Below are 14,169 nucleotides of genomic sequence, written 5' to 3'. Positions count from 1 at the left end.
TAAGTACCTCCTATCCTTTTTATTGCAGCAAGTTTTGACCATTGCTCATATCAAATAAATGAGTACGTCTAGGACGAATAGCTAATTTCACGATATCTCCTCGATTAACCTTTACATCTGGCGAAACAATGGCACGCAGGTTTGTTTGTCCCAATCTTGCATACAATAAATTATCTCTTCCAATTCGCTCAACCATCATGACCTCCACTGTGATCCCCGCTTTTGCTAAATCGGGCTCAATATAAAAGTCTTCTGGTCTAACACCAAGCTCAAATTTCCCATTAGTATCAACATAACTATTTACGATTGATTCTAATCGATAGGTATCCTCCGTATCGGGTAAAACGATTGTTTGCAAATCATTGCGAAGTTTAACCGATAGTAAATTTATCGGAGGATTTCCAAGAAATTGTGCGACAAACTGATTTTCAGGATAGTCATACATATCTTGCGGAGGACTAAATTGCTGGCTTTTCCCATCCTTCATTAGTAAAACTTTATCTGAAATACTCATGGCTTCTTCTTGATCATGAGTAACAAAAATGGTTGTAATTCCAACTTCTTGCTGAATACGTCTAATTTCTTCTCTCATTTCTAAACGTAGTCTGGCATCTAAATTGGACAACGGCTCATCTAACAGGAGCAGTTTCGGCTTTTTAACCAAAGCTCGAGCAATTGCCACACGTTGCTGCTGTCCACCTGATAATTGACTTGGTTTACGATCTAATAAGTGATCGATTTGAACGAGGGCAGCCATTTCTCTAGCTCTTTCTTCTGCTTCCTTTTTTGGTACTTTCGCCATTTTTAACGGGAACATGATATTCTTGAGAACGGTCAAATGAGGATATAGTGCGTAGTTCTGAAACACCATTCCAATTTCACGGTTTTCTGGTTCCACTTTATTTACGAGACGTTCGCCAAAATATAATTCACCTTCGGTTGGTTGATAAAGGCCTGCTAACATAAACAAAGTAGTACTTTTTCCACATCCGCTTGGCCCTAATAAAGAAACAAGCGTACCTTCTTCAATCGTCACATTTAAACGATCAACAGCGGTAACATTATCAAATCTCATGGTGATATCTCTTAGCTGTATTTTCAAAAGGATGCCTCCTCGTGTTTAGTTTTGTTTACTCCCTAATAGTACCGAAGATTTATTAAGTATTTGTGAATTTGATATTCAGATTACATGAATACTATGGTATAATAAAATCTTGACCGTTTACCTAAAAATAAAAAACACGCAAGAAATGAAAAAAAGAGGCTTCTCATAAGTTCGGTGAACTTATGAGAAGCCTCTTTTAAATCCTCAATGTAGCAAAATGTTAACATTCCACTCTCTTCTTACATAAAACCTTTATATATCAAGGGGTGAAGCGGCTTATTACATCATGATGCCCGTAAGATTTAAGTGTGTAATATCTTAACGATGTGTTTTTCATTACGCTAATCTGATAATCCGGCGTCCATCCATTTGTTTGAAATAGCGCCACGGCATCGGCGTCATCTATATGGACATTAATGTTTGTGCTCTCCAAAAAACGAATTGATATAACGTGCAAAATCTGCCCCTACTTCGTGAAGACCACCGTCTTTTACAATATAGGCTTTATTATACAGCGTATCGTAGTAAAGCCTACAGCTATATCCGCCAATGTCATTAGACAATTCTATCGTATACTGATAAGTATAATTGTTGTCCAAGTCTTCTTCTTTCGCATGTGTTAGATTGGTTCGTAGCGTTGAATCTATGAATTCAACTACTTTGGAATCAGTTGTCTCGAACTCGTTTACTGACTCAAAGCCCATCATATCGGAGAGAAACTCGATTTTTACTCTGTTATACTCAGTATGATATGCCGTTTCTGATGTACTTGGAAGACTTTCTGCCACAGTATCTTCTAGTTGGATTGTTTCCCCCTGCTTAGGATTTGTAACTAGTGCAATTCCTACAATCATTACAGTTATCATTGATACAGCAATCACCCAAAAGGGAGATTTCCTGTAATTTAACACATTTTTTATCCGCTCTTTTACATTGCCCTCGCCAAATGCAAGCGGGCTTCCATTGAAAATATGCTTTCTGGTAGCAAGTGACAATAACGAATTAGCATAAGGCTTTTTAATATCTTCATTCATTTCTTTCAGTACCTGTTCATCACAGGAAAGCTCCATATCCGTACTCATTAACTTGAACGCAATCCACACAAGAGGATTAAACCAGTGTATGGATAATATTAAGAAGGCTAATATTTTTATGATATGGTCTTTTCGATGAATATGGGTCTGTTCATGTAGCAAAATAAAGCCTCTTTCTTCAACGTTCAGTCCAACCGGTAAATATATCTTTGGTCTTATTAAGCCAAGCACAAATGGTGTTTTCAAATTCTTCGCTTCGAAGATATTCTTCTCTATTAATTGTGCACTTTTAAGCTGTCTTTTTAAGATCAAAATAGATACAAGGCTATAAACAAGCAATGCTATTATTCCTAAGACCCAGATGTATGCCCCTATTTCTGTATAAATCTGCAATGGATTTACACTAGCGCCAATACTCTGTGCAGGAAGGAATCCGCTTACAAAAGAGTCAATTACTTCTATCCCGCTATTAATCTGTGGAGTTTCCTGATAGATAATATCATGGGGGATAGGAACAGTATTCGTATTCCGTGGCATAAGACTAAACATACTTTCAAAAGAGAATGGAATTATAAGACGAAATGCCACCACACCCCATAGTGCATAAGAGATGAATTTTGGAGCTTTTTTGAGTGGAATCCTGATAAGTATCACAAAAAGGATAACATAGCTTGCTGTAAGGCTCATATTTAAAGCAGTAAGAAATAGTTCACTCATTGCTAACCCTCCTCATGCTCGTCAATCAATTTTTTCAACTCTTCCGCTTGATGCTTACTTAATTTTTTCGCTCCAATAAAAGTTGTTAGAAATTTAGGCAAGGACCCACCAAAGGTTTCTTCAACAAAACGTATACTTTGCTTAGCGTAATATCCATCCTCTGTAATTAGAGACGAAACTACAGCATTCTCATTTTGAAAAATGCCCTTTTCACATAATTTTTTCAGTACTGTATATGTTGTGGACTTTTTCCAATTCATTTCTTTTTCACATAGCTTTACAAGATCGCCAGAGCCAATCGGTTCATTCTGCCAAATTAAACCTGCAACCTTTTCTTCACTTTCTGTTAGTTTATATTCTTTCATAATAAACCTCCTTGGTCTATACAATATCGACCTATCCTCAGTCTATAACTTATAGACTAAGATATCAATGAGTATTTATAAAAATATATGAGAATGATTTTAATTGTTAAACACTAGATATAAAAACCGTCAACCAAGAGAAATTATCTCTTAATTGACGGTCGGCAAGCCATGTTATTTTTCTATATAATCTCAATAACAATTCGAAGGTGATTCTAATACCAGAAAGTAATAATCACACCGCTTTATCAGAATCGACATACTATACACTACTAGTATATTTTGTCGATTTCTACTCGAAATTTGTAGATATTTCCCGGGAATTTGTTGAAATTTGAAAAATAGTGATTTCTTTTAACTAATGGGGTCGAGTGGTAGATTTTCAAATGTATAAGGTATCGCAATTTCCGTTTCATTGGTTGCTTCTAATTTTCTTTTTGTTGATACACAAGGTCTTTACCTGTATCGTCTATGGTCTTGTCCATATCGGGTAACGCTATAAGCGTTCCGATGTCGGAATGAACAAAGATACGCGGATTGCCTATTTTATGAACTCATATCCTTTTCACTCTAATATGTGGCCATACTTTTGAACAGTGGGTATTGCATCCCACTTCCTTGGAAGAGAATGCTCGTTCATCATATATATATCGCATATCAGACTTCCTTTTCTAAAAGATGAAGGTTCTGGGTTTTAATTGCAGGGTATATCGCCCTGCGATACGAATCTGACATATCGAACCCCTTTTTCTATATATGAAGTTTTTTAGATTTATTTGCAAGTTATATCGCCAAGCGATACGAAACAAAAAAAGAGTCTTTTAGCCCGATTCTTGATCCTGCTGATTCAGACATCCATTAAGACAACTATGAAACCATAACATAAATGCTCTTATGACGGCTAACATAGAAAAAAAGGCCTTCCAGCAGTTTAGCAAACTGATGAAAGACCTTCTCTATTAAGCAGCCTATTAACTGACCAATTATTTATTCAAATAACAAAAGAACTATTTGATTAGCAAAGTGATAACGAAAAAATCATTCCTTTGCGGCCACTTTTTAGGAATTTTACCTGAGTTAAACCCAATACATTAGTTGTTACTTAAAATATCGTTAATACTATTTAATTCTTTATTTGATAAAATAATTTCACTCGCATGGATGTTCTCAAGTATGCGCTCTTTCCTTTTGCCTCCCGGAATAACTGCATCAACACCTTCATGAGCAAGTAACCAAGCTAACGCTAAATTAGGAAGAGACGTTTCCTTTTGAGCAGCAATTTCCTTCAATTTGTCCACTACTTCAAGGGTTTGATGAAATTGCTCACCTTGAAATAAAGGAAGAGAATTTCTCCAATCCTGTGAATCTAACTTAGAGTCTTTTGTAAAACCACCGCCTAGCAATCCAAATGCTAATGGACCATATGGAATAAAGGAAATATTATTTTCAACACAATACGGTAATAATTCTGCTTGGGCTGAACGCTCTAACATATTATATGGTGATTGTAAGACGGAAATATTACCATCAGCGTTCGCCTCTTTTAATTGCTCAATTGAAACATTCGAAATTCCAATTGCACGAATTTTTCCTTCTTCTTTTAAACGAGCTAATTCACCAATTGATTCTGCAAAAGGTGTTTCATTGTCTGGGAAGTGTAAATAATACAGGTCTACATAATCTAGTTGTAACCGTTGTAAACTCTTTTCAACTGCGTCTCGAAAATATTCAGGGCGATTGTCTGTTTTTACTTAACCATCGCGGAACCAATGTTGCGCTCCCTTCGTTGCAATCACAAGGTCATCTCGTTTAAATTCTTTTAATACTTCACCTACTAATTCTTCAGAACGTCCAAGACCATAAATATCTGCTGTATCAATAAAGTTTACCCCGTTGTTCAATGCTGCTCTTACAAAGTCTTTTCCATCCGCTTCATTTAAATTTTGAAACAAATTATGCCCGCCAACAGCATTGGTGCCAAGTCCAATCTCTGATACTTTAAGTTCTGTATTTTTTAATGTTGTATATTTCATGTCTTTTCCCTCCTATCATTCATTAGCCTAATCATAAGGAACAAAAATAAAATCCACAAACTATCGTGGTCAAGGTTCATATAATGAAACTCCTTCTACATATTTTGAGACAAAAAGTATAAGGATCTATACTATTAGAAGATGAGGTGAGCAAATGGCAAACAATGAAGTATCAACACTGAAAAAAGGACTTCTCGTTTTAGAATTAGTCAAACAATATCGAGGCATTACGTTGAGAGAAGTGATGAATCAACTCAACCTAAGTAAATCTACGGCATTTCGATTATTAACAACGTTAGAAGAGATGAAATATATCTATAAAATTCAAACTCAATATTTTATTAATCATAAAATGTTTTGTGACAATTTCGAAAAACGATCCGATAAGGATTGGGCCTCATTACATTCCATCCATCAAGCAGCACAAAATTTACAAATGAGTACCTATTTAGGCAAGGTGGATGGTACCGATCTTGTCATGACTCAGGTATTACATGCTCCATTTAAAAAGTCAGCGGACGAAGAAATCGGAAATCGTTCAAAGCTACATCAATCGGCTTTAGGAAAAGTCATTTTGGCCCATTTAGATGAAGAGCTGTTAGCGCCTTTATTCAGTAAAATGTCACTCGAACCCGCGACGGAAAATACGTTCCAAGACACTCAACTATTTCATTATCATTTAAAGGCAATTCGTCAAGAGGGCTATGCATTTGATGATGAAGAACGAATCGTCGGTATCCGTTGTGTAGCCGTTCCTGTATTTCGTCATAAAAAAGTCATTGCTGCATTAGCTATAGCTGCACCTGCAGAACAAATTTCACGCGGCAATATAAAATACATTGCCCAAAAGTTAAATATAGGCAGCGAAGCCATTACGAAAGAAATCGAAGCTTTAGAAACGATTCATTAATTAAGAAGCTTAAAAGAGGAATCCATTAAGGAGAATTTAAATGAAGGATAACTATCAAAAATTATTTCGAGATTATACATTTAAAAGTGGTGTCCATGTAAAAAATCGTCTCATGATGGCACCAATGACAACTTTTTCTGCTGACGAGAATGACTATGTATCACAGGAAGAACTTAATTATTACAGAGAACGTGCAAATGGTGTCGGTACGATGATTACGGCATGTGCATATGTTTCGAAAAATGGTAAAGGCTTCGATGGGCAAATGGGCATTGATCATGATGGTACAATTGAAGGTCTTTCCAAACTAGCCGATGTGATTCACTCTGGGGGCGCTAAAGGAGTCGTTCAACTTTATAATGGCGGCCGTTTAGCCGTGCCAAGACTTATTCCAAATAAGGAAACCGTAAGTGCTAGTGCCATTGCTCCACTTGAAGACCGTGGATTTTATAGCATTAAACAAGCACCAAGAGCATTAACGACTGAAGAGGTATACGATACTATTACTAATTTTGGGGATGCAACACGGCGAGCTATCGAAGCTGGGTTTGATGGTGTTGAATTACATGGGGCGAGTGGTTACTTAATTCAACAATTTGTTTCACCCCATTCAAATAAACGAAAGGATGAATTTGAAAATCCGTTCCTCTTCCCATTAAAACTTATCGAAGAAGTTAAAAAAGTCATTCAAGAACATGCAAAAAAGCCGTTTTTAATTGGCTATCGTTTTTCTACAGAAGAGCCGGAAACACCGGGTATTACAATGAAGGAAACGTTTTCTCTAATTGATGAGTTAATCGGAGCAGATATTGATTATCTTCATATTGCAACAACAGATGCCTGGGCAAAACCACGTCGAGGTATTGTGAGTGAAAAATCACGTACCGAATTAATTGCTGAATATATTAACGGGCGTGTACCGTTGATTGGTGTAGGTAGTATTCATACGCCTGATGATGCTGCACACCTTTTAGAAAAAGGAAAAACAGATTTTGTGGCGATTGGACGAGCGCTAATTGTTGATCCGCATTGGGTTGAAAAAGTACAGAATCATAAAGAAGAAACAATTTCTCAACAGTTAAATCAAAACGAACAGCATCAAGCTGTCATTCCAACTCCTTTATGGAAATTAATTTTAGAGGTTGAAGGTTGGTTTCCTGTTAAGCGATAAATCAATATGTGTATCATTTAATAAAGAAATCAAAGCAGCTATACCTAAAGTATTGCTGCTTTGATTTTTTTTATTGGAAAAACATTCATTTTAAATGCTTTAAACGTATTGACATAGTTTTTCGGTTTATTTATAATTCTAAACGGTAATTTGAAATTTGCTAAGCTTGGCAGAGCATTAGCATAGAGGGATATTTGTTGCAGAAAGTATTAAGACGAACTCTTTAAACTTCAGCTGCACTTATATCCTCTTCTTCCTCTGTGGTTTTCATATAGTCTATCATTATTATAGTTTCTTCATTCTCATTATTGATCGTAATGTTATTATAATCCTTTTTAAGATCTGCTACTCGTACAGTCCGACCGATTTCAAAATCAGTGATATCAATTTCAATATTATCAGGGATATCATTTGCCTTAGCAGTTATATTCAATTCGTGAAGAAATTGTTTTACTATTCCCCCGGCTTTCTCGCCATTCGATGTTCCCTTTAGAATTACACTCACTTTAGTGTCGATTTCAGTGTGCTGATTAACTTGAAGGAAGTCTATATGAAGAATCTCCTTTTTGACTGGGTCATTTTGGTAGTCTCTTAAAATAACATTTGTTGATTTTCCATCAAGATTAAGAGTCATTATGCCATTTCTACCAACTGCTTTTATCACTTTTAGTAAATCTGCGTTTTTAATAGAAATAGATTTTGTATTTATCTCCCTACCATAAACAACTGCAGGAATCTCTCCATTATTTTTCAATTTCCTCAAAGAACCTTTTTTAAAGTCTTTTCTTTCTTGAACTACTAACGTATTCATTTTACTTCCACCTTTCTTTTTATTGGAATCTTAGACTTTCATTTTTATAGATATGCCTAAGAATTACCTTACTATTCAAGTATAGCTTATTAATTCTATAATGTTGACAAATCTGTCTCTAAATCGGTAATAAACCAATAAACCTCCTCAATTAAGAATGTTGAGGAGGTTCTCTCTCGAATTTATTAGAATGAATATGTGGGTAGGATTTTGGACATTGGGGTCAGTCCCCAACTGAACTAAAGCTTTACTGCGCCGGGGGACTGACCTCATAAGCCCTATGTTCCATCAAACTTACAACAATTCCCGTGCCAATAATCGATAAACATCGAGACGTTTCTCTTGTGAATGGGGAATACTGACAATCATCGCTTCATCAAACCCGTATTGCTCCTGCTCTTTTTGCAGCAACGCAGCTATATCTTTCGCATCTCCAACTAAATGGATGTTACGACTTTCTTTAATAGTCATACGATCCATTTCTGTCAATTGAAAATCACGGGCATCCTCTGGTGTTAACAGTGGTGTAATCCTGCCTCTCATAAACAGTAAACGCCAAATATCTTGAGGTTTTGCTTCGAATTCAGCTTCTTCTTTTGTTTCAGCTGTTGTCACCATATAGGAAATATTGATTTTTGGTTTCTCCATAAAAACAGAAGGTTGAAAGTTCTTTTTATATGCATCTAAAATTGGTTTGGACAGCTCACCATTGAAAAACTGCGCAAATGAATAGCCAACTCCTCTTATCCCAGCCTGAATAGCGCTATTACCAGTCGAACCTAACAGCCAAGCTTCTGGCAAAACGACTTGGGATGGTGTGGCGATTGTATGATTATATAATTCATTTTCGGGTACTTCATCATTGATTAACTGTAATGCGGTATCAAATTTTTCATACATATTATGCAGGAGCGGCTGACGTCCCTCAGATAAAGCATAGATGGAACGCTGGTCCCCACCCGGAGCTCGGCCAACGCCAAAATCAATCCTGCCTGGCGAAAATGCGCTTAACGTTTTAAAAACCTCAGCTAGTTTTAATGGAGAATAATGCATCATCATCACTCCGCCGGTGCCGATTCGAATATTTCTCGTTTTAGCAGCCAAATGAGCTGCCGTTACTTCCGGAGCTGAACTTGCAAAATCGTTTGTTCCATGATGTTCTGCCATCCACATTCGATGATAGCCTAATTCATCTCCTAAAATAGCCAACTCTTCTGCCTTTTTCAAAGCATCTGCAGCCTTATGTCCCTTCGTAATAGGGGCTTGGTCCAAAATACTTAATCTCATTTTCAACACCCTTTCAACTAACCATTCTCATAAAAAAGCCGAACTTATGATAGATTCTCAGCCATTTTTCTTAAGAGTTTTTTTAATAATAAAAGCTCCTCGGATGACATTCCATCCAATAACTTATCCTGCTGCTTTCTCCAAACTTTTTCAATTGGCTCTTTTATGTCTTGTCCCTTTGGTGTTAAATAGACTCTGTTGACTCTTGCATCTAATGCATCACGCTGCCGGTAGATTAAACCGTATTTTTCCAATGCTTTTACCATATTTGCAATAGTTGGAGGTTCACAATTCAAACGTTCGCTTAACTGGGTCTGTGTAATGCCATCCTCTTTCCATAACCGGCATAATAACTGATCTTGCCCTATATGAAGATCTAATTGACGCAGCATTTCTGAATAGTTCCTACGCTTCTTGGTCGATATTTCATCAAGCATTTCCCGAATTTCATCCTCAATCAAAAGTTCACCTACTTCCAGTAGCAATTAGTTAGTATGCTAACCATATCGATAAATTGGTTTAACTTCAAGCAATTTGTTTTGTAACAAATTACTTCTATATAAAAATAAGTTGATATTATTTTCCACAACATTTTTTAAATTTCTTTCCGCTCCCACTTGAACAAAGATCGTTCCTGCTAGTACGCGCTTATAAAGAAAAAGGTATCCTGTGAGCAAAAATGCTCGTTGGATACCTAATTTCTGAGAGTGTAAATTAAACAGAAAACTTATGAAAAACTTCATTCTTACTTAATAACTTAACATTACGTTAAGCAAACACTTCACTCAATTGCTATTCTTTTTTTTTCTATAAAGAATATAGAATTTTACAAACATAAATGTGTTAGAAAAGAAACTTATTAAAGAAAAGCATATTAAGTAGTAAATAGAAAAATCACTTGCACCCTCTAAGTCTAGCATCCCTCTTATATAATTTAAAGGTATCGCCACAGAAAATAGAGCAACGCTTCCCAAGGGGAATAATTTATCCTTGGGATCTTCCAAACTACTATCATATTTTTTTATTACTCTGTTAAAGTAAACAATCATGAGCAAATTAAATACTATTAAAATTAGTATCCAAGTTGCTTTTTCAAAAAAATACCACATTGTATTCAGTACACATAAAATATAGTATCCATACTTAAATACACGTATCATTTTAGATTTATTAAACTCTATAAAATATCCAGGTGCCGATGCTATGCAAAATGTTTGAAGAAAAATAATAAGAATATACTGCATGTTTCACCTATGCTATCCCCGTCATAGTAATATTTCGTTACGGTTTGTGTTTGTCCGTTTTTCTTTTCAATTCGTCGACCTTTATCATCGTACTTAAACGATAGGAGTTCATTACCCGATTTATCCCTTTATGGCTGTTAACTAATTATCAGTGTCCCATTCATAATTATAGGAGGCATCCGATGTTCGATTGCCATTCAAATCGTAATCGATGGATTCGGTTCCAAATGTTTTTACTTGATTGGCTTCATTATAGCCCCTAATATGTTATATATTCCATAGGTTATTAAAGAAAAATATCTAAATTGATTTGCAATCTTTTCTGCTTCCTCTCTCGCGTTTGTTAGGATGGACTCCCATTAGCGTACATATTTAAATAGACCAAATAAAACGATTACATTTAGAAATTTAAATGATCGTCGTCAATAGAAAATCAACTGGGGTCCAATAGCTGTAAGCCAGTTTTTTGTTATGCCCGGAAACTAAAAAAGCATCAAGCTTTCTGCCATAATCGGCTGAAAACTCGATGCTTTTTCATTTATGCTGTTAAAAGAAGGAAGCTGTCTCAATTTTCATTTGCAACAGCCTCTTTTTATGAATAGAATATGCGATTCCGCATTAATCATCGGCATTAACAAGTAACGTTGATAGTTCCTGTATTACAAACAAATGCCTGTTATGCTTTTGGAGGTGTTCCTTCAGCGTTTGATACAATTGCATCGATTTGGATTAAAGCATCTTCAGGTAAAGCCGATACACCAACTGTTCTTCGTGCAGGAACACCGCCTGGGAAGAATGTTTTGTAAGCTTCGTCTACAGCATTAATATCTGCAATGTTCTTAAGGAAGATATTTACTTTAACTACATCGTCCATAACGTGGTCGATACTTTCTACAATTGCCTTGATATTTTTCAAGCACTGTTCGGCCTGCTCTTTTACACCACCAGCTACCAATTCGCCAGTTTTTGGTTCCAAAGGTAATTGAGCTGAAAGGTGATTGTAATGAGAGAACGCTACAGTTTGTGTAGATAGAGAATTCTTTGGTGCATTTTCAGTGTTGTTTGCCCATATAACGATTCCATGTCTGTCTTCAACAGCTTGTGGAGGTGTACCATCTCCGTGTGACACCACTGCTTCAATTTGTACCAAAGCATCCATAGGTAGAGCTGAAGCTACAACTGTTGTCCGTGCAGGGGCATAGGCTACGGCTCTGGCGATAGCCGAGTCTGGGAAGAATGTTTTATAAACTTCATTTACGGCTTCAGTATCCGAGAGGTTTTTAAGGAAGATAGTAATTTTAACAATATCGTCAAAAGGAACATCGATACTTTCTAAAATTGCTTTGATATTTTTCAAGCACTGTCCAGCCTGCTCTTTTACACCGCCAGCTACCAATCGGCCAGTTTTTGGATCGATCGGCAATTGAGCTGAAAGATTATTGTAATGAGAGAAAACTACAGTTTGTGTAGATAGAGAACTTGTTGGTGCAGTTGCCGTGTTATTTGTAAGCTTAATGAGGTCGCCTGCTTGTGGTGCGTTTGGAATTGTACCTTCACCGTGTGAAACAAGTGCTTCAACTTGCACCAAAGCATCCATAGGTAAAGCTGCAACTGCAACTGTTGTCCGTGAAGGAACATAGGTTGGGAAGAACGTTTTATAAACTTCGTCTACAGCATCAACATCTTTGATATCCTTAACGAATACAGTAATTCTAACAATATCGCTCATAACATGATCGATGCTTTCTACAATTGCCTTGATATTTTTAAAGCACTGTTCAGCCTGCTCTTTTATACCACCAGCTACCAATTTACCAGTTGTGGGTTCGATAGGTAATTGAGCTGAAAGATTATTGTAATGCGAGAAAGCAACAGTTTGTGAATACAAACCGTTACCGTTTGGAGCATTTTCCGTATTTTTTGCTGATACTGCGTTATAGCCGCTCATGATGTATTCCCCTTTTAGATGAATTTTTTAATATTGATAACTCAAGTATGCACCCAAAAAACCGGTTTAATCCGTTTTTAAGCACGTGATGTTTTGGTTTAGCTCGCAGCCTATGTATATCAAGGCTTTAATGCCTGATTTCTTCTGCGTAACTTGAGTTAGTAACCACTCGAGTGGTAAGGTTGCAATTATAGCAGGCTTTCTTCATTACCACAAGGCGTTCTTCCTTTAACTGTATATCCTTTATAATCTATAAGCTCGCAATCGGATTGGCCAATGAGGAAATTAATACCCGTTACAATTGTTTCAGGAGAAATTTAAAATGTGACTTTCACCAAAGAATCCGATATGACTTTTGAGCAATTCGCCCAGGATTGGTTAAAAACATATAGCCGCGGTGGTGTGAAGATAAGCAGTGTGAGAGCTTGTAACAATAATTAAAATACAAAACAAAAAGTCTTAATCCCTATAATTGGAGGAATTAAGACTTTTATTTCATTATATACATAAGCAATAGTTTCTTAGACAATTTCTGATAGCTTTTCATTCCCCTGATCAATATATAATTCTTTGACCTTAACATGTGACGGCAGCAGCGGATGATTGCGTATGATGTTGATAGTTTTTTGTACGCTATCCGTTAAAGTTTTACCTCCCTGTAGCCATACACTCACTGTACCCTCAGGAAATTCCGGCATGCAATTTTTAAAAAGATAATCTAATGTTTGAATCTTGTCCTGTAATTCTTTGTTTTTATATATTTTGTTCAGAATATCCCCAGTATTCTTTTGATAATCATTTGTAGAGACCACAACGATTTCCTCAACATTATCCTGATACACAGCAATAATGATGTCCCTCATTAAATCGTCGTAGGGGTGTGAAACGACTGGCTGAAATGTTTGTAAGATGATCATGTTTTCCGGGTTGACATTGGTTTCTTCTTTAATGAATCGTTCTAATTTCTGTTCCATTCCAATCACAAATAGCACTTTTTTCTTTTCATCTCTAGACATCAAATTCACCCCATAAATATTTTGAATTTTCCTCCAAATAAGTTTCCTGACTCTTTCTTATATGAAAAATGCGCGAGTCCGCACATATTCTTTTGTTTTTAACATAATTTGCTTTGCAGGTCACTGGAAAGCTTAAAGACCATTACTCGTTCTCCAGTTTGTGTACTAATATCGGTGTGAAAACTTACTACTTCTTCCCCTGTTATCGTTAAGATAATTTCTTTTAAATCATCCAGACCGGATTCCACTAAACTGTTGCGATGTTCTTTTACGGATAACAATCCTTCTTTATCCAGACATACTGTATATTCAGCAGGAGTTAATATTCCGGTCAGTATCACAATCACCATATCCCGAATGATATCTGATTTAACAGATACAGAGCCTCGTCCAAGATAATTTTTCTCCCAATGTGTTAAAGATTTGCTAATTTCAGCTTCAAGTGTTCCTTTTGTTTTTTCCATACTGATTCCTTTTCCTTTTTTCAAAGTTACATTCATAGATGTCCAAATATTGCCTATAATATTC

General features: G+C 36.2%; 11 protein-coding genes and 2 pseudogenes. 2 read left to right on the top strand and 11 right to left on the bottom strand.

Translation table 11 applies throughout. The annotated features are described in order from the left end of the window. Positions 1-19 precede the first annotated feature (19 nt). The 4 genes and pseudogenes from ACIQCO_RS23130 to ACIQCO_RS23115 form a co-directional block, all read right to left on the bottom strand. Positions 20-1,102, bottom strand: coding sequence for an ABC transporter ATP-binding protein (locus ACIQCO_RS23130; RefSeq protein ID WP_400433282.1), 1,083 nt, complete (start codon positions 1,100-1,102; stop codon positions 20-22). A gap of 416 nt (positions 1,103-1,518) precedes the next feature. Further along, positions 1,519-2,856: a M56 family metallopeptidase gene (locus ACIQCO_RS23125; RefSeq protein WP_400433279.1), complete on the bottom strand. Its 1,338-nt coding sequence runs from the start codon at positions 2,854-2,856 to the stop codon at positions 1,519-1,521. A 2-nt stretch (positions 2,857-2,858) separates the two neighbouring features. Continuing rightward, a complete protein-coding gene (locus ACIQCO_RS23120) occupies positions 2,859-3,221 on the bottom strand; it encodes a BlaI/MecI/CopY family transcriptional regulator (RefSeq protein ID WP_400433276.1) in 363 nt (120 codons plus the stop codon). A gap of 1,091 nt (positions 3,222-4,312) precedes the next feature. Next, positions 4,313-5,254, bottom strand: a pseudogene (locus tag ACIQCO_RS23115) (aldo/keto reductase). Positions 5,255-5,408: 154 nt separating this feature from the next. Here ACIQCO_RS23115 and ACIQCO_RS23110 point away from each other — a divergent pair. Continuing rightward, on the top strand, positions 5,409-6,164 hold the full coding sequence (locus ACIQCO_RS23110) for an IclR family transcriptional regulator (protein ID WP_400433272.1): 756 nt from the start codon (positions 5,409-5,411) through the stop codon (positions 6,162-6,164). 40 nt (positions 6,165-6,204) lie between these two features. After that, a complete protein-coding gene (locus ACIQCO_RS23105) occupies positions 6,205-7,335 on the top strand; it encodes an NADH-dependent flavin oxidoreductase (RefSeq protein WP_400433269.1) in 1,131 nt (376 codons plus the stop codon). Between the two features lie 223 nt (positions 7,336-7,558). On the opposite strand, the gene ACIQCO_RS23100 is transcribed toward ACIQCO_RS23105, so the two are convergent. From ACIQCO_RS23100 to ACIQCO_RS23070, 7 genes and pseudogenes are all read right to left on the bottom strand, one after another. Continuing rightward, complete coding sequence (locus tag ACIQCO_RS23100) at positions 7,559-8,146, bottom strand: 50S ribosomal protein L25 (RefSeq protein ID WP_400433266.1); 588 nt, start codon at positions 8,144-8,146, stop codon at positions 7,559-7,561. Positions 8,147-8,440: 294 nt separating this feature from the next. Next, positions 8,441-9,433, bottom strand: a complete 993-nt coding sequence (locus ACIQCO_RS23095) for an LLM class flavin-dependent oxidoreductase (protein ID WP_400433263.1) — start codon at positions 9,431-9,433, stop codon at positions 8,441-8,443. A gap of 44 nt (positions 9,434-9,477) precedes the next feature. Beyond that, a complete protein-coding gene (locus tag ACIQCO_RS23090) occupies positions 9,478-9,894 on the bottom strand; it encodes a MarR family winged helix-turn-helix transcriptional regulator (protein WP_400433260.1) in 417 nt (138 codons plus the stop codon). A gap of 115 nt (positions 9,895-10,009) precedes the next feature. After that, positions 10,010-10,069 (bottom strand): annotated as a pseudogene (locus ACIQCO_RS23085) (SEC-C metal-binding domain-containing protein); the annotation flags it as partial. 1,284 nt (positions 10,070-11,353) lie between these two features. Beyond that, complete coding sequence (locus tag ACIQCO_RS23080; RefSeq protein WP_400433257.1) at positions 11,354-12,625, bottom strand: RidA family protein; 1,272 nt, start codon at positions 12,623-12,625, stop codon at positions 11,354-11,356. A 521-nt stretch (positions 12,626-13,146) separates the two neighbouring features. Continuing rightward, positions 13,147-13,641 (bottom strand): carbonic anhydrase, encoded by a 495-nt coding sequence (locus ACIQCO_RS23075; protein WP_400433252.1) that lies wholly within the window; start codon positions 13,639-13,641, stop codon positions 13,147-13,149. A gap of 98 nt (positions 13,642-13,739) precedes the next feature. Next, the gene (locus ACIQCO_RS23070) at positions 13,740-14,105 is read right to left on the bottom strand and encodes a Na-translocating system protein MpsC family protein (RefSeq protein WP_400433348.1); all 366 of its coding nucleotides are present in this window, start codon (positions 14,103-14,105) and stop codon (positions 13,740-13,742) included. Between the last annotated feature and the right edge of the window lie 64 nt (positions 14,106-14,169).

Source organism: Neobacillus sp. NPDC093127, from assembly GCF_044754175.1.
Classification (GTDB): Bacteria; Bacillota; Bacilli; order Bacillales; family Cytobacillaceae; genus Neobacillus.
The sequence above is the reverse complement of the archived record's forward strand: the minus strand, read 5'-3'. Positions and strand labels throughout refer to the sequence as shown.

Excerpts from the sequence above, each read along its gene's own strand:
- ACIQCO_RS23125 (WP_400433279.1), bottom strand. The coding sequence starts at position 2,856 with ATGAGTGAACTATTTCTTACTGCTTTAAATATGAGCCTTACAGCAAGC.
- ACIQCO_RS23120 (WP_400433276.1), bottom strand. The coding sequence starts at position 3,221 with ATGAAAGAATATAAACTAACAGAAAGTGAAGAAAAGGTTGCAGGTTTA.
- ACIQCO_RS23110 (WP_400433272.1), top strand. The coding sequence starts at position 5,409 with ATGGCAAACAATGAAGTATCAACACTGAAAAAAGGACTTCTCGTTTTA.
- ACIQCO_RS23105 (WP_400433269.1), top strand. The coding sequence starts at position 6,205 with ATGAAGGATAACTATCAAAAATTATTTCGAGATTATACATTTAAAAGT.
- ACIQCO_RS23100 (WP_400433266.1), bottom strand. The coding sequence starts at position 8,146 with ATGAATACGTTAGTAGTTCAAGAAAGAAAAGACTTTAAAAAAGGTTCT.
- ACIQCO_RS23095 (WP_400433263.1), bottom strand. The coding sequence starts at position 9,433 with ATGAGATTAAGTATTTTGGACCAAGCCCCTATTACGAAGGGACATAAG.
- ACIQCO_RS23080 (WP_400433257.1), bottom strand. The coding sequence starts at position 12,625 with ATGAGCGGCTATAACGCAGTATCAGCAAAAAATACGGAAAATGCTCCA.
- ACIQCO_RS23075 (WP_400433252.1), bottom strand. The coding sequence starts at position 13,641 with ATGTCTAGAGATGAAAAGAAAAAAGTGCTATTTGTGATTGGAATGGAA.
- ACIQCO_RS23070 (WP_400433348.1), bottom strand. The coding sequence starts at position 14,105 with ATGGAAAAAACAAAAGGAACACTTGAAGCTGAAATTAGCAAATCTTTA.